Below are 14686 nucleotides of genomic sequence, written 5' to 3'. Positions count from 1 at the left end.
CTTAGGGTAGTGTCTAACTCTAACAACTGTGGAACATATTGATAAATTACACTACAGGGTACTGTCGGATAGGCACCTAAAGCTCGATAATTTAACCCCATAGAGAGCAATAGTCACCTATTTAGGTTGCTGAAATGCGGATCACACCTATAGTCTTACGGAATTTGTTCCTAGCTATTCTGAGTTTTACACTCGCTTTAGCACTCGCCCTACGTGCTCAGACTGAGGAACTCGCTAACCCTGTTGACCTTAATACAGCAGAGGTTGCGTCCGTTTTCGTCGCTGACGATGGTGGCCTTGTTTACCTCAAACAGCAGGGAGATATCGTGTACTGGTTTGCAGAACACCCTGGACGCAGTTACGCCCACGTGTTCCGTGGTCGCCGTGACGGCACACACATCCGTGGTCGCTTCATTTCAGTTCCCAAATACACGTCAACCGCTACGGGCAGTGTGACGATGCGCATAGGTACTGGCGGTATGCTTCACCTCGACGGTTCCCAAAATAATCTACCCTTTACGCAGCTCGAACCAAAGAGCATGACAGAGATTAAGGATCGCCTTCCACTACAAACGGATAGCGGATTTCGCGCTCAGTCTAGCAACGATACCGACGGCAGCTATGAAGATGCAAGAGGCCGTCGCTACTACCTGCGTACTGTAGATGACAAAGTTATCTTCTATGTAGAATCTGCTTTTCAAAGTGGCAAACGGCCAGTTGCCTCTTATGTTTACTGGGGTACCCGCGTTACGGCATCTCCCAACTTCGTTACAGGGCCTTTAGTGCCCATGCCTAAGGGACAGCGTCGTGCGGCTGGTAACTTCAGTATGGGCTTCAACAATACACCTGCGATCTCGGGTCGGAGCGATTTTCAGCATCTTGAGAGTGTCTTAGCCCTGCCACTCGGACAGAACATACCAGTTCGCCTAATTGGTGAAAACACCGCAACTACTCGCATGGTCAGTAAACGGGAGAATACGCTGACCGTCGAGGGAGACATTGCCGTAGCAGAGCTGCCGACCAATCCCCAGGCTCTAGCCAATGTTTCCTATGCACTTGCAGTCGCAGATGGAGGGCGACTCTGGCCAAATGGTGAGGTGCCTTACGAGCTTGAACTCAACTCACTCGTGGTTGGGCTAGATGACAGTGAGATTGAACTTCGAGACCGCCGTGGAACGGTTCGTACGCTGGCGGATGCGAAAATACTGACCCGACGGCGTCTTCAGAGTGCTATTGACTATGTAAACACTCAGACTCCCTTTAGGTGGCGGCCACGCCGAGCAGGCGACAATAACTATGTCAAATTTCAGGGATTTGAAGCACCCTGCGAATATCTAGACGACGAGAAAGAGCAACCCATTACCTGTGGCACCTCATGGGTAGGTATGAAGGGCGGACAGCAGCTCATCAGCTTCACAATTCCAAGTGCTAACGCACCGAACCTTTTAGGTAAGGGAACCTTTGTTCATGAGATGGGCCATGCGATGGGCCTTGGTCATGAGCAGAATCGCATCGACCGAGACAATCATGTGCGCGTCAATTGGAATGCCATATATCCGCACGCTAAAGGAAATTTTGAGAAGCGCACACAGCACCACATTGAGCTGGGTGCTTACGATATCGAATCTATCATGCACTATGGTTCGCGCAGCTTCAGTCGCAATGGCCAACCCACTCTCGTACCCATCGTCGAGGGACAGCGGATAGGACCGCTCTCAGACGAATTTTCCGATGGCGATCTTGCTGCCCTGAATGCCATGCTCCCAACTGTGGAAGAGGTTGATGCTCAGTCTCGTCGTGGTCACGGCGGTGGCATTGCACTAACCAATCTCGACAACGACGCTCAGCCCGAAATAGTCCTGATGACTTATGACGATGCTGAAGGAGAGAATGAGTTCAAACTCCGCATTTGCGAATTCAGTAGCTTTTACAGTCGTGCAACCTGCGAGTCCTCAATCAAGCTTGGTGGTCTCGGGCACCGCGGTGAAGGTGCGGGTATTGCCTTTGGTAACCTGGATGGATTTCAGGGTGATGACATGCTGGTTGCTGCCTACGACACAGGTAATCAGGTGAAGTACCGTATCTGCCTTAACTTTGCTGAGGAACGACTTGGCAGATGCTTTTCCGGTAGAACAGCAATCGGGGGACAATCGCTCGGCAACAGTATTGACGGTTTAGGTGTTGCGATCGGGGATATCGTTCCTGGTGACGAAGATGAAGTGATAATTGGTATTTACGATGATCCTGAAGGACAGAACGCTATTAAGTACATTGTCGGTCGCAACATGACTAACTTGGGCGATTTTACTTGGGGCGGACCGTTTCAGGAAGACGGACTCAGCCATCGTGCTGACGGATTTGGCGTTGCTCTATTTAACACCGATAGCAATCCTCGACCTGAGCTGATGTTTGGCATCCTAGACGACGCACAAGGGTCTGACTTGTTTAAGACGGTGACGCTTCACAACATCACGACAAACGGCGTATCAAGCGGTAGTCGGCTAGATCAAAGATTCCACGCTCATTCAAGGGTGCTGTTGCAAAAAGTCACTGAGAAGAGAAAAGCTCTACCGCTTTCCTCTCAATTACGCAGCGACCCCAAAGATTTGGTTGATGAATGAGATCTGCCCCTAACATCCCCTTTCTCAGCACCTTCGATCTGTCCCTTACGAATCATATTCATCGCTTCATAGCCTTTGAGCGTGCGCCTGGCGGTGTTGAATGAACTGAATCCTAAGCCTGGCCTCGTGCGGCGTTTTAGAAATCGGTGGTCTTGCTCGACTATGTTGTTCAAGTATTTTTTCTGCCGAATGTTTGTTGCTTTCGGTAGGGACTGGTCTGTCTTCAATGCCTCAATAGCAGGCGGATAGGCAGCATTCTTATCGACAGTGATCACTCTCGGTGCAATCGTGTGTGAGGCATTGAGTACTTTCTTGAAAAAGCGTTTGGCTGCCTTGGCATCGCGTTTGGCACTCAGCAAAAAGTCCAACGTATTGCCCTCAGAATCGACCGCTCGATAGAGATACTTCCATTTTCCTCGGACTTTTACGTACGTCTCGTCAGTCCGCCACGAGTCATTGGTCGGCTTGAGGTGGCGGCGACACCGCTGGTCTAGCTCTGAGCTGTAAGCCTGCACCCAGCGGTAAATCGTCGTGTGGTCAACCGCGACGCCCCGTTCAAGCATCATCTCTTCTAAGTCCCGGTAGCTGAGGCCATAGCGCAGATACCAGCGTACCGTCAGTAAGATGATGCCTGATTGGAAGTGACGCCACTTAAATGGGTTCGAGGAGAGCATGGTGCAGTTGTGAACAGGGCATCTCAGAATACCAAGGAAAGCCTATGCGTTTTTTGCAACACAGCCCAGAAGCCTGCCTGCGGTTTTCTCGCACAAGCCTCTTCATACAGCCTTTCCCCAGCTCGGATAGAGCGAGACTGGACGCCCAGGTCGGGGTAGAGGATACTTTGTTAGATATCGAAGAAAACGCTCCCATGTAAAGCTACGTCGCTGACTGCGGCGATTTAACCATTTGAACAGGAGCTCATGAGCCCTCCGTTCAAAGATGTACAAGGCTCGGCTGTTGTCAGTCGCTCCAAAGTAGTTGAAGTGACCGCGCAGCTTATGCCCCATCGCCACCCAGACTTGAGGCAGCTTATACTGACTGCGGACCTGGCGTAACCATTTGGTCAAATCGACCAGGGCACGACGTAACCGTTTTTTGAGGTCTTGCGTTTCAATCGAACATAGCCCTTACGACTGTGGCCCCAGTAATGGGTCAACCCTAGAAAATCGAAGGTTGGTGGCCGCTGTCCGGTCTGGAAACAGTACCGGGCATAGCGCTTTCCACAAGCCAGTAGCTGAGTTTTACGCTTGTTGAGACGAAGGCCATATTTATCCAGCCGTCGTGGCAGCACCCGCATAAAGCGGTGGGCATCGTCCTCTCTCTCAAACAACAGAATGGCATCGTCAGCGTATCGAACAATGGCACAGTAGCCTTGGCAGTGATCGCTCACCACTTCGGTGAACCATTTGTCCAATACGTGGTCTAGGAAGATGTTGGCGATTACAGGCGATGAAATGGAGCCTTGAGGGCTTCCCCGTCCGCTCATCCCTCACCTCTTCACCCGACCGATACGCAGCGGCAGCTGTCGCACTTCTGCCTGCGCTGCGACCAATCACCTGCATTCGCATACTGAAAATCGCCATGTCAGTGAAGGGGAAACTCCGATGGGTCTTGATCTTAATTTGCTCAGCAACGCCTACAACCCTGTCCGGCCAGCTTCCTTAGTCAGGTAATGAATGTGTCATTTGAATTCCAACATCATGTCGAATTTCAAAATTCGACATGATGCCATTGTTGTCGTATATTAAAATCCGACACAAGCAGAACTCAATTATGTCTGAGTTAAAAATTGTTCTTGCCATTCTCGCTAATGCAGGAGGCGTTGGGAAAACGACTTTGACTGTTCACCTAGCTCAAGCACTTTCGGAGATGGGGCTTTCTGTTGGTTTGATAGACCTTGATCCGCAAAGAGCTTTGGATGTTTTCTGTGGGCTTCCCCCAGCAGACTATGACCGCTCCATAGCTAAAGCCCTGGTCAAAGGTCAACGCGAACCCTTATCGTTTATTCCAGTATGGGGCAGTGACAGGATAGAAATATGCCAAGGTCATCCGGCTATGTCTCAGATGGCAGATGAGCTAGTGGTTAGGCGTAGAGGAGAGTATGCTCTTGCTGACCGTTTGAAATCAAGCCCTACAAAGCACGACATCTTGATACTGGACTGCCCCGCCACGTTAGGGAAGATTTGTGAGAATGCTGTGGCCGCCAGCACTCATGTGCTGGTTCCAATCCAGCTAGAGATGAAATCAATATCTGGTGTCGCAGACTTAGTTCAGTGGCTGATAGGAATTACAGAAGAGCTGCAACTCGATCCGCCGCCGCCGGTTCTAGGATTAGTTCCTAGTCTCTACGACAAGACAAAGAGTATTCACCGTCAATACCTACAGCAATTGCCAGAGGTGGCTCAACAGTTACGAATCAAGGTTTACCCAGAGGTTCGTGACTCCGCTGAGTTTAAGAATTCAAGCGCATTAGGTTTGCCGATTCAAAAGCACCGACCAAAGCACAAAGCTAGTCAGGATTTTCAAGTTCTAGCTCGTGATATAGCTATGCTTTCAAAGGAGAAGTTGAATGCCTAGAAAACTACCTAGTCTCGTCGGTCGATTCGATCAAGCTGTAACGGCCACTGACCATGCTAGAGAAGTTGCCACTCTTCAGGCTCAGATTGAAGAGCTGCGCAGAAATCAGTCGCCTGATTTGGAGAAGCAGCTGAGCGTCCTGAGAGCACAACTCGAAGCGCAGTCTGGAGAGCAGGATATCTCTATTTCTCTTATCGACCCTAATCCATCTCAGCCAAGACAGACCATTCCGCTTTCTAGCGTTCGGACTTTGGCCAATACTCTAGATGCTGACGGTCAGATTACGTCTATCATCCTTATTCCTTCTGGCGAACGCTATTTGCTTTGGGATGGGCAGCGTCGATGGGCAGCAGCCAAATATCTAGAGTGGGAGACAATCCGGGCTGTTATCGCACCTATGCCCAATGACTTACATCGTCAGTCGCTACTCACTTTCGTCCACCATGAAGATCTTAATCCCCTTGATAAGGCAGAGGCGATCGTGAAGGAGGTTGCTTCTGCCGCTGGCTTGGAGGAAGAGGCCATTCCCGTTGTACTATCTACTGTCTTGCGACGACTAGAAAGGCACAATCAAGTTCAGCAACTGAATGGTTTGGTTAGTGCCTCTAGGGAAGAGCAAAAGAAAACTATCAGTCAGCTAGGAATTCGGCCAGATGAAGAGATGGTGCTACTTTCAATCCTTGAGCTGGCTCTCTATCCGCCTTCTGTTAAATCCAATTTAATGTCTATGCTATCGCTGCCACTGGATCTAAAGACGGCCATTCGTGAGAAGGGACTAAAAGCTGCTCATGCTTCGGCGCTGGTTAGTCTATCTGGGAAGAACCTAAAAGTCAGCGAGCGTCAAGCTCGCAGAGAACGGCTTGATGCAACTGAGAGGGTGTTGAAGGAAGGTCTCACAGTTACCCAGACACGCGAAATGCTCAAGCAGATAAAGGCTAAATATATAGACTCTACCGAACCTAGTTCAAAAGCTATTCAGTCAGTAGAGAAAAAATTAGAGAAGCTGAACGAGAAAAACCTAAAGACAGCCTCGAAAGAAGACCTGCTCGCTTTGCAAAGGACTCTAAAAAGTAAGCTAGCGCAAGTAGAGGCTTTGCTATGAGCACTGACCCTTGGCTGGACTGGATTCGGTCAGACAAATCACATTTAGAGGAGTTTTACAGCTCGTCAAACGCTTCTTCCATTTTGATATCGAGAGCGCGATCGCCTTACCTGAAAAAGACCTGATCTAAGGTGCAGTTAACTTAAGCTAGCGAGTTGCTGCTCAGTATCTCCTCGCTTTAACAGGTGTCCGCTGCTTCGGCAGGAAGAATTATGAGCAGAGCTATAGGGATTGGGCGCTGATACACTACAGCAGAAGACTTGTTTCCTGGTCCTTTTGTTGGTACTCGCATGACTCACTTAGCTCCCCTTCAACTAGAAGACGGGTCGATTATCTATATCGAAGCGGAAGAGACCGCCCTCGTGCCAGAGACGCCTATCACTGGCGAGACTACCCGCACAGCAAAGGGGGCTGGTCAACAAACTAGGCAACAGTTCCAAGCGATGCAAGATACGATTCGTACCTATACCAGGCAAACGCTCGATGCGTTTAGAGAAATGGCGATCGCCAACGTCGATAAAGTCACTCTCGAATTTGGTGTAAAAGTAGCTGGAGAAGCAGGCGTTCCTTACATCACGAAAAGCAACGCCGAATGCAACTTAAAAATCACCGTAGAGTGTTCTTTTCAGAACGGCCAGCAACCATAGAACAGCTAAAGAGCGCAGATCTTCAGGAAAGCAGATAAAGAAATCCAGTGTAGACAGTCGGTTTGTCTCTACCGAGCCATAAACTGTTTTTTATTCTGACGACGGCGCTTTCTCTCATGAGTCGTAACGCTCTAGTTGTTGGTATTAGCTGCTATCAACAGTTAAGTCCACTCACTGCACCTGTAAAAGACGCTGAGGCGATCGCGCAGCGGCTAGAGCAAGCTAGTGACTTCAAAGTGCAGCGGCTGCCAGAGCGTATCCTCGAAGCTGGAGAAGGAAAGCAAGAACCCGCTGTATCCGCAACGCAGCCAGTAACCCAGCGACAGCTCAAGCAAGTGTTGAAGCAGCTGTTTCTACCGGACAGTCAGCAGCTACCAGAGACGGCGCTTTTCTACTTCTCCGGTCATGGCCTAGCCAGTGATGACGGCCATGACAAAGGTTACTTAGCTACTAGCGATACAGACCCCAACAGCCCGGTTCCTGGACTGCCGTTAGGCTGGCTGCACTGGCTGCTGTCCGCAAGCCCAGTCAGACAGCAAGTCATCTGGCTAGACTGCTGCCATAGCGGTTCGCTAATCGTCAATGTAGATGCCGCCAACCCCGGCAGTGGCGGCAGTCGTCATCGCTGTTTTATTGCCTCTTCTCGTGACTTTGAAAGCTCGTGGGAAGACCTCAACAGTCCATACAGTGTTTTAACCAAAGCGTTGCTAACAGGGCTAGAGCCAGACCGACTGTCTGAAAACAGCGTTAACTCCTTTGACTTAGTTGCCCATGTTAGTCGGGCACTTAAGGGCGATTTGCAAACGCCAGTCTGTACTAGCTTCGGTGAAGCGATTGAGCTGACTAGAAGCGGGCAGGCTACCCGGCCCCAGCCAGAAGCTACACAGGTAGACAGCGGCATCTGTCCATACAAAGGCTTAGAGTTCTTTGACTGTAATGACGAAGATCCTCAATACTTCTTTGGCCGCGAGCGGTTGGTCAGTCAGCTAGTCAATCATGTGAGAACCCGCCCGTTTCTATCGCTAGTCGGTGCCTCTGGCAACGGTAAGTCTTCTGTTTTGAGAGCTGGACTCATCCATCAGCTCAAGCTAGGGAAGCGGGTAGCGGGCAGCGAGCAGTGGCAGATTCTGATTACTCGGCCAGACGCACAGCCGATGAAAAACCTGGCTGCGGCCTTTGTGCCGTTGTCGGGTTCGCAGCTAGATCGCGCCGAAGCGCTAGGACGGGCCGAGGGTTTGTTGAAAGAAGGGAGTGCGGGCTTACAGCGATTGGTACAAGCCTCTACCGCGCCGCGTACTGTGCTGGTGATTGACCAGTTCGAGGAGGTGTTTACGCGCTGTGAGGATGACGAGGACCGCTTGCAGTTTTTTGACTGTTTGATCGGGGTGCTGTCTGCCTGTGGCGACCAGCTATGTCTGGTAATCGCGATGCGAGCAGACTTTGTAGGGAAGTGTTTGGCTCAAGACTACGCTGGGTTAGCTCAGCAGATTCAGCAGAACATGGTTAGCGTGCTGCCGTTGACCGCAGAAGAGCTACGGACAGCTATTTGTAAACCGGCTGAGCAAGTGGGGCTGAGCGTTGAGCCAGACCTGGTTGCGGCCATCACCAAAGAGACGAAGGCGGCACCCGGTAGTTTGCCTTTGCTGCAATATACGCTTAAAGCGCTCTGGCAGCGGCAATCAGATGGTCAGCTCAGGCTGTCTGATTATCTGACGTTAGGCGGGATAGAAGGCACGTTAGATCAAAGAGCCACTGAGGTCTATGACCGCTTTGACGCCGATGAGAAGCGAACTGTGCAGCATATCTTTCAGCAGCTAACTCAGCTAGGGGAAGGTACTGAAGATACTCGCCGTCGCGTTTTTCTAGAGAACCTGATTGCTGAACCGCTACATTCAGCTCAGCGGGTACGGTCTGTTGTGGATACTCTCGCCAACCCAAAGAACCGACTGCTGGTCACTAGTGAAGTGGTCAGTAAAGGTAGCTCGTTAGAACGCCGAGCGATTGTAGATGTGGCCCATGAAGCACTGATTCGTCACTGGCGATTGCTCAGACAGTGGATAGAGCAGAATCGCGATTTGCTCAGACAGCAGCGACGAATCGAGGCTAGTACGGTGACATGGCAGGCGAGAGAGCAGGCGCGTGGTTACCTGTTGCAGGGAATACCACTGGCAGAAGCGATTCAGTTTCGTGAGCAGCAGGCGGATGCCTTCCCCCTATCAGAGGCAGCTAAAGCGTTTATCAAAAAGAGCGTATGGTACAGGCGGAGAAGTCGGTTGAAGACCGCTAGCTGGCTGATTATCCCGGCAGTCATAGTCGTGGGGTTAGTAGAGTACAACGTGCGCGAGACTAGAGTTAAATCAAATTACGTCAGTTTGGGTAGTGACAATAAGATAGAACAAAAGCAAGCTGTACAGGATTTGGTAGCAGGTTGTTGGGCGCAAAGGCGATATTCAGCAGACGTTCCTAGATATCTTCTAGAACGTCGGTTTGGAAACTGTCGATCGTTAGAACAAACAAACCTCAGCGGCGCAGACCTCAGCCACGTAGATCTCCGCGACGCAGATCTCCGCGACGCCGACCTCAGCCACGTAGACCTCAGCGGCGCAGACCTCAGCCACGCAGACCTCAGCCACGCAGACCTCTTCAACGCAGACCTCTTCAACGCAGACCTCAGCTTCGCAGTCCTCAACAGCACAGACCTCATCGGCGCAGACCTCAGCTTCGCAGTCCTCAACAGCACAGACCTCATCGGCGCAGACCTCAGCCACGCAGATCTCAGCTACGCGAACCTCAGCGACGCCGACCTCATCGGCGCAGACCTCAGCCACGTAGATCTCCGCGACGCCGACCTCAGCGACGCCGACCTCAGCGACGCAGACCTCAGCCACGTAGATCTCCGCGACGCCGACCTCAACAGCACAGACTTACGCCAAACTATTCTGCTTAATACAGACTTACGTCTAAATGAAAGTATGAAACCACAGCAGCTAGCAAACGCCCAGCAGCCACTTATTTGCAATTCTCCGCTTCCACCCGATATTGAACTAGAGGGCGGCGTGAACCGGGACTGCGATCGCCTACCAGCTGTTTTGATTGAAAGATATCCAAGCGGTTTCGAGACCCTCAAAGAGGCTGAAGACTACGTATTAAATGCTCGACAGAAAACATGGGAATAGGCAATTTTATCTGCGTACTGCTTACACCATCTCATAAGTCTTCTCTATCCCCATGAGAGAATCTCGCTCGCTTTAACGAGCTAGTTCTTGTCTAAAACAAACCACTACCCGATTCAGAGCGCTCAATCAACTCGTTGAACGCATCTTCAGCCTTCTTCTCCAGCGCTCTTTTGGTGTACCGTTCAGAAGTCACAGGCGACTTTATCCGCATCAACTTCCGCACATAATCCGGCGACATATCATTCAGAACGAGCTGCGTCCCAAACGTATGACGCAATCGGTGCGGATGTACGTTCTCAGTTGATTCTGCGATCACACCCAAATCCTTCACCATCTCGTAGATGCCCCAGTAGCCCAGCCGCTTCCCATAACCGTTCCTCGATAGGCTTCTAAACAGTGGCTCACCTGAACTAGTATCAAACCCTTTGCGTACGCACCAACCCAGATAGCTGTCTAGCGCCTGACGAGCGTTCGGCGCTAGCGGTACCGTTCCATCGCTGCGCCACTTCGCTTTACTGACCTGAACGGCCTGACCGTTGTAATCCCCGATGTTCAGCTTGCTAACTTCTGTCGCTCTAAGGCCATGCTTCAGCAACTCAAAGATAGCCGTGTCTCTAGTACTCAGCTGCTCACGCTGTCCCCGATACTCCAGTCCTTCTGCTAACTGCCGCACTGCCGCTACTTCTATATCCTTCGTCTCAGTCGGCGCGGCGGGCACCTTCTCCACATTCAACGTCGGGTTGTAGGTGATGTAACGCTTCGTCGCCAACCACTTAAAGAAGCTTTGAAGCGTAGCGATTGCCTGGTTAACGCTAGCCGGAGATAGCCCTATTTTCCCCGCTTTAGTGGGTTTGTTCTTCAGATGCTCCTTGTACCGACTCACATCAGCCTCGCCAACGTCGCCCCAATGCTTGAACTCGCACCAGACTTGAAAGCCTCGTAGCTGTCTCGTATAAGCTTTCTTCGTGTTGGGCCTAATCTCGCGATCGCCCAGAAACTCATCCACCCAGTCCCCCTGCAGCGGTTTCTCCGACTCATCCTCAGCAGGCACAGCAGGCTTCGCATTCACCCCCACCTCAATAAACGTCGGAACAGGATCAGGTTTAGCCATAATTCACCCCCCAAAACGCGATCAAAACACTTTCAATATCGAAGCGACTCAACTTTCTGAAACACCCACCACTTCGATATCGTCCTTTAGGCTGCGTTTGTTCTCAACCGAGCGAGCAGCGGGTCGTTGATTGGTCGAGACCTTGCAGGGACGCTGTGTATCTGTGTGGATGTGCGGTCTAAACCAGCGTTGCGACTTTCTCAGCCTTTTCTGTTTCCTGTGCAGCATTAAACTGCATAGCGTAGGCTGCAACCTCTATCAGCTCTGGCGCGATTTGCACCCCCTTAGCGTCTCGCAACCAGATCAGCACCTCTCCAAAGTGCCACATGTCTCGCTTGCCTTGGTAAGTAGGAACGGGGGCACTAGCATCTAACAGATGTTGTCTGATATTTTGACGAGAGCATTCGAGGATTGCCGCAATATCAGAAATCCCGACTAGATCCGGCCCTGCGCCAATTAACCGCGCACCCGGAATAGCACTTTCAACGTCTCGGATTGCAGACTCAACCGCTGACTCTAGCGACGTTGATTCCCGGCTGAAGTCAGCGCCGATAAACCCTCTGCGTCCGGTGCCGATTGTGGCGTCGTCGCAACCAGCCTCAAACAGTGCGTCTAAATACTGGTCACCGTCAGCGTTGACACCGGGGAGCTTGAAAGATAGTTCAAAGTCATAGCATTTCACGGTTCTAGTCCTCTTGAGTGTGAATACAGCCGTTAACCCACTTGCGAATCTTCTTAGCGTGGTTTTGTGGACTTTTGGGAGTGCTCCAGATTGAGTTAGCGCAAAAATTACCGTTACGACAAGCCGAGTCGTTGACCGGACATCGTACCTTCCCCCAGCAATGTCCTCCACTATCTATAACTTCCCAGCCGTGGGCTTCTGCGTACTTCAGTGCTGCCTCAATCTCTTTGTCTGGGTGCTTCTTCCTCGCCATTCACATACCCTTACGGTAGTCAATAATTTTCTACTTGTCAACTGACAAGTAGATTGCGTTTGCTGCTCTAGATCTCGCGCGAGCATAGCTGTCACGATCCCATAAACGTTGGCACTGGATTAGGTTTAGCCATCATCAATTTCAAAATGCAGCCCAAACCGCTGCGAAAATGCTCCCGATTTCTAAGCAGTAGTGCTTTCTGAAAGGCGCACTACTGCGTTGTCGCTCCTAACGTAGCATGCCTAACCCCAAATAATTACATTTATTTGGGTTACACTAAAAATTACACTACAAATAAAACTGGATTGGCTAGGGTACAATAAAGCCAGTCGCCATCAGCTTTTTAGCCTCTAGGCTGTAGCAGGCTGAGTTGGCGAACAGGGCTGAGGTTCAAATACTGACTGGAGCAGCAGAATGCTTGAGCAAATCAGAACGGTCGATGGGGAAACCCTGCTACCGATACCTGCGGACGCACTGGCAGCGATCGGGCTGCAACCAGGCGGCCAAGTAGAGGTCACAGTGGTAGGGCAATCTCTGATGGTATCTGTACCACCAGAGGAAAAGCCTTCTGAATCTGAGTTTGTGCAGACCTTTCAGGGCGTGATGGACAAGCGCCGCGATGCTTACCGAGAGTTGGCTTAGGGAAGCGGGCTAGGCGTAATGGAGTTTCCAACGCTATCTGACGTTTTATCGATTCATCGACTGATTGTGGCTGAAACGGGTGGTCAGTCCGGGCTGAGGGATCAGGGGTTGCTGGAATCTGCTTTGAAAGCAGCTGAGAACCGGCACTACTACGAGGAAGCTGATGTGATTGCCTGCGCCGCGACCTATGCTTATCACCTCTGCATGGCCCATGCTTTCATTGATGGCAATAAACGGGTTGCCGCAGCGGTATCAGAGACGTTCCTATTGATCAACGGCTGGCAGCTAAGAATGGAAAATGTAGCGCTAGTGGATATGTTTTTGAAGATTGCGGACGGTGCCCTGTTAAGAGATGCGATAGAAGAAGCCTTTCGGCATCATGCCGTTGCGATAGGAGGGTGAGCACTCATGCCTCGTCGTGTTGATAAGAAATGCGTCGCTTGTGCCCAGCTTTCTGCGTCAGATGCGCGGCAGCTGCACGGAAAGGGGAAGGAGGGCGACGGCTGTTGGAATGAGAAGCGTTGTCCACGCAAGCGGTCTCACTATCGCAATCGTCAGCAACTGAATGAAAAGCGGCGGTTGGAATACCAACAGGTTTCCGATGCTGCTTCCAAAAGGGACAGGTAGAGAAGTATCGCTGTCGTGGCCGAGGGTCGATGCCTTACGCCAACCTGTACATCTGGCGAGAGAAAAGAAGATGCACCCGTCCATGCGATCGCTGCTTCTGTCTTCAAACGGTGCCAAAGTGTGGAAGTGCCGCAATTCACTGTGCAGGCTATCGGAGCGACAGTAGAACGCTATGTTCAACAAGAGGTAATGGGCTACTGAGTGCGCGGTTTGGTATTTCCTTCTTTGCTGATGAGATTCGTTTAGAACCGATAGAGTGTCCGATCGCTGGGTGTCCGTGGGGCGATCGGTTTGAGCTAGGTGAGGTAGCGCATGGTTAGTGTGCGGCAGCTAGAGTTGAATCTGGAAGTTGCGATCGAGGAAGCGGCTACGGTTCCAGAGACAGCAGATGTCCTTGGTCTGTGGAAGCAGTTTGAAGAAGAACTATCTGAGCTAAAGCAGCGCGATCGCCTTCGAGTCGCTGGCGATGTTCTGATGCAGCTAGCTGGACTGTGTGAAACCAAGTCAGAAGTACTCTGGGAAGATTGGCAGGATGCGAACAACGCAGAAGGGCCAGTTATGGATGGCGACTGGCTTCAGGGAGTGACTAGACAGACCCAGGAGCTAGACTTCTCAGAATTAGTGAATCGTTTCTATCGCACGACTAGTGAGCTAGCCAATGAAGATAAAACTGATGAGGATTCTGTTGCAGGTGATGTAGAGAAACTGTCGGTCTTGGACATGCTCGAAGCGTTGGAGGATGCTGGGCTCAAGAGTCAGGCGCTGGCCGTCTCGCATGCTGAGCATGTGTCTGACTGGGTGAAGGCGTTGGCAAATGAACAGACGGGCTCACCGCAGCGATTGGTTGATCTGCAAAAGCAGCTAGGGGTGCCGCTGATAGAGGTGTGGATTGCGGCGTTGCTAGGTGGGTTCGAGATGGAACAGCGCGGTAGTTTCTACCAGACACAGGAAGTTTGGGTCAGCAGGAGTGGATAACACATCGTCCGACTCGCATCAGAGAACGGCGAATGGGTCGATTCAAGTCAGTGGGCCAGGCGCAGCGTTTTTTGTCAGCTTTTGAACCGATACGCGGTCACTTCTATCCTCACCAACATAAACAAACCGCTTCAGACTATCGAGAAACCATGTGTCGACGAATCGAAAGTTGGCGATCACTGACGGGATCGAGTGCGATTGCATAGACGGATCAGATGACACTTACTGAATAAATCTGTCTTTAAATCAGCTCATCGGGCTCAACTTGACAAT

At 51.1% G+C, this 14686-nt stretch carries 16 protein-coding genes and 1 pseudogene; 12 read left to right on the top strand and 5 right to left on the bottom strand.

Annotated features, from left to right (window positions below; all coding sequences use genetic code 11):
- Positions 1–134 precede the first annotated feature (134 nt).
- A complete protein-coding gene (locus S7335_RS26465; RefSeq protein ID WP_050766053.1) occupies positions 135–2621 on the top strand; it encodes a M12 family metallopeptidase in 2487 nt (828 codons plus the stop codon).
- On the opposite strand, the pseudogene S7335_RS24045 reads toward S7335_RS26465, so the two are convergent.
- A pseudogene (locus S7335_RS24045) lies at positions 2586–3295 on the bottom strand (IS6 family transposase). The gene S7335_RS26465 and the pseudogene S7335_RS24045 overlap by 36 nt on opposite strands.
- Before the next feature lie 246 nt (positions 3296–3541).
- Between S7335_RS24045 and S7335_RS29640 the strand changes: the two are divergent.
- Complete coding sequence (locus S7335_RS29640; RefSeq protein ID WP_369791698.1) at positions 3542–3676, top strand: hypothetical protein; 135 nt, start codon at positions 3542–3544, stop codon at positions 3674–3676.
- 8 nt (positions 3677–3684) lie between these two features.
- On the opposite strand, the gene S7335_RS29080 is transcribed toward S7335_RS29640, so the two are convergent.
- Complete coding sequence (locus tag S7335_RS29080; protein ID WP_006458499.1) at positions 3685–4107, bottom strand: reverse transcriptase domain-containing protein; 423 nt, start codon at positions 4105–4107, stop codon at positions 3685–3687.
- Between the two features lie 287 nt (positions 4108–4394).
- Here S7335_RS29080 and S7335_RS24035 point away from each other — a divergent pair, with 287 nt between their 5' ends.
- The 4 genes from S7335_RS24035 (at position 4395) to S7335_RS24020 (ending at position 10123) form a co-directional block, all read left to right on the top strand.
- Positions 4395–5198 (top strand): ParA family protein, encoded by an 804-nt coding sequence (locus S7335_RS24035; RefSeq protein ID WP_006458500.1) that lies wholly within the window; start codon positions 4395–4397, stop codon positions 5196–5198.
- Entirely contained in the window at positions 5191–6300 is a 1110-nt protein-coding gene (locus tag S7335_RS24030; RefSeq protein ID WP_006458629.1) for a ParB/RepB/Spo0J family partition protein, read from the top strand. The genes S7335_RS24035 and S7335_RS24030 overlap by 8 nt, the downstream gene beginning before the upstream one ends.
- A 290-nt stretch (positions 6301–6590) precedes the next feature.
- Positions 6591–6947 (top strand): CU044_2847 family protein, encoded by a 357-nt coding sequence (locus S7335_RS24025; protein ID WP_038020074.1) that lies wholly within the window; start codon positions 6591–6593, stop codon positions 6945–6947.
- Positions 6948–7063: 116 nt separating this feature from the next.
- Positions 7064–10123 carry a pentapeptide repeat-containing protein gene (locus S7335_RS24020; protein ID WP_006458698.1) on the top strand — a complete coding sequence of 1020 codons (3060 nt, stop codon included), beginning with the start codon at positions 7064–7066 and terminating at the stop codon, positions 10121–10123.
- Between the two features lie 91 nt (positions 10124–10214).
- Here the strand turns inward: S7335_RS24020 and S7335_RS24015 are convergent, their stop codons facing one another.
- From S7335_RS24015 to S7335_RS24005, 3 genes are all read right to left on the bottom strand, one after another.
- The gene (locus S7335_RS24015; RefSeq protein WP_006458663.1) at positions 10215–11234 is read right to left on the bottom strand and encodes a tyrosine-type recombinase/integrase; all 1020 of its coding nucleotides are present in this window, start codon (positions 11232–11234) and stop codon (positions 10215–10217) included.
- A 178-nt stretch (positions 11235–11412) separates the two neighbouring features.
- Positions 11413–11916: a hypothetical protein gene (locus S7335_RS24010; RefSeq protein ID WP_006458585.1), complete on the bottom strand. Its 504-nt coding sequence runs from the start codon at positions 11914–11916 to the stop codon at positions 11413–11415.
- Positions 11917–11920: 4 nt separating this feature from the next.
- On the bottom strand, positions 11921–12169 hold the full coding sequence (locus tag S7335_RS24005; protein ID WP_038020071.1) for a hypothetical protein: 249 nt from the start codon (positions 12167–12169) through the stop codon (positions 11921–11923).
- Between the two features lie 414 nt (positions 12170–12583).
- Between S7335_RS24005 and S7335_RS24000 the strand changes: the two genes are divergently transcribed.
- The 6 genes from S7335_RS24000 to S7335_RS28215 are packed head-to-tail and all read left to right on the top strand — an operon-like array spanning position 12584 to position 14619.
- Complete coding sequence (locus S7335_RS24000) at positions 12584–12811, top strand: hypothetical protein (protein WP_006458091.1); 228 nt, start codon at positions 12584–12586, stop codon at positions 12809–12811.
- An 18-nt stretch (positions 12812–12829) separates the two neighbouring features.
- Complete coding sequence (locus S7335_RS23995; RefSeq protein WP_006457785.1) at positions 12830–13213, top strand: type II toxin-antitoxin system death-on-curing family toxin; 384 nt, start codon at positions 12830–12832, stop codon at positions 13211–13213.
- A gap of 6 nt (positions 13214–13219) precedes the next feature.
- Positions 13220–13438, top strand: a complete 219-nt coding sequence (locus S7335_RS29075; RefSeq protein ID WP_227500119.1) for a hypothetical protein — start codon at positions 13220–13222, stop codon at positions 13436–13438.
- Between the two features lie 29 nt (positions 13439–13467).
- Positions 13468–13758 (top strand): hypothetical protein, encoded by a 291-nt coding sequence (locus tag S7335_RS29070; protein ID WP_227500118.1) that lies wholly within the window; start codon positions 13468–13470, stop codon positions 13756–13758.
- Positions 13751–14413 carry a hypothetical protein gene (locus tag S7335_RS23990; protein ID WP_006458603.1) on the top strand — a complete coding sequence of 221 codons (663 nt, stop codon included), beginning with the start codon at positions 13751–13753 and terminating at the stop codon, positions 14411–14413. The genes S7335_RS29070 and S7335_RS23990 overlap by 8 nt, the downstream gene beginning before the upstream one ends.
- Before the next feature lie 32 nt (positions 14414–14445).
- Positions 14446–14619 (top strand): hypothetical protein, encoded by a 174-nt coding sequence (locus tag S7335_RS28215; protein ID WP_006458623.1) that lies wholly within the window; start codon positions 14446–14448, stop codon positions 14617–14619.
- Positions 14620–14686: the final 67 nt, after the last annotated feature.

The organism is Synechococcus sp. PCC 7335 (assembly GCF_000155595.1).
Lineage (GTDB): Bacteria > Cyanobacteriota > Cyanobacteriia > Phormidesmidales > Phormidesmidaceae > Phormidesmis.
This window is presented reverse-complemented; position numbering and strand designations above follow the sequence as displayed.

What these genes read in the sequence shown, in the direction of transcription:
- S7335_RS26465 (WP_050766053.1), top strand. Translation starts at nt 135, where the DNA reads ATGCGGATCACACCTATAGTCTTACGGAATTTGTTCCTAGCTATTCTG.
- S7335_RS29640 (WP_369791698.1), top strand. Translation starts at nt 3,542, where the DNA reads ATGAGCCCTCCGTTCAAAGATGTACAAGGCTCGGCTGTTGTCAGTCGC.
- S7335_RS29080 (WP_006458499.1), bottom strand. Translation starts at nt 4,107, where the DNA reads ATGAGCGGACGGGGAAGCCCTCAAGGCTCCATTTCATCGCCTGTAATC.
- S7335_RS24035 (WP_006458500.1), top strand. Translation starts at nt 4,395, where the DNA reads ATGTCTGAGTTAAAAATTGTTCTTGCCATTCTCGCTAATGCAGGAGGC.
- S7335_RS24030 (WP_006458629.1), top strand. Translation starts at nt 5,191, where the DNA reads ATGCCTAGAAAACTACCTAGTCTCGTCGGTCGATTCGATCAAGCTGTA.
- S7335_RS24025 (WP_038020074.1), top strand. Translation starts at nt 6,591, where the DNA reads ATGACTCACTTAGCTCCCCTTCAACTAGAAGACGGGTCGATTATCTAT.
- S7335_RS24020 (WP_006458698.1), top strand. Translation starts at nt 7,064, where the DNA reads ATGAGTCGTAACGCTCTAGTTGTTGGTATTAGCTGCTATCAACAGTTA.
- S7335_RS24015 (WP_006458663.1), bottom strand. Translation starts at nt 11,234, where the DNA reads ATGGCTAAACCTGATCCTGTTCCGACGTTTATTGAGGTGGGGGTGAAT.
- S7335_RS24005 (WP_038020071.1), bottom strand. Translation starts at nt 12,169, where the DNA reads ATGGCGAGGAAGAAGCACCCAGACAAAGAGATTGAGGCAGCACTGAAG.
- S7335_RS24000 (WP_006458091.1), top strand. Translation starts at nt 12,584, where the DNA reads ATGCTTGAGCAAATCAGAACGGTCGATGGGGAAACCCTGCTACCGATA.
- S7335_RS23995 (WP_006457785.1), top strand. Translation starts at nt 12,830, where the DNA reads ATGGAGTTTCCAACGCTATCTGACGTTTTATCGATTCATCGACTGATT.
- S7335_RS29075 (WP_227500119.1), top strand. Translation starts at nt 13,220, where the DNA reads ATGCCTCGTCGTGTTGATAAGAAATGCGTCGCTTGTGCCCAGCTTTCT.
- S7335_RS29070 (WP_227500118.1), top strand. Translation starts at nt 13,468, where the DNA reads ATGCCTTACGCCAACCTGTACATCTGGCGAGAGAAAAGAAGATGCACC.
- S7335_RS23990 (WP_006458603.1), top strand. Translation starts at nt 13,751, where the DNA reads ATGGTTAGTGTGCGGCAGCTAGAGTTGAATCTGGAAGTTGCGATCGAG.
- S7335_RS28215 (WP_006458623.1), top strand. Translation starts at nt 14,446, where the DNA reads ATGGGTCGATTCAAGTCAGTGGGCCAGGCGCAGCGTTTTTTGTCAGCT.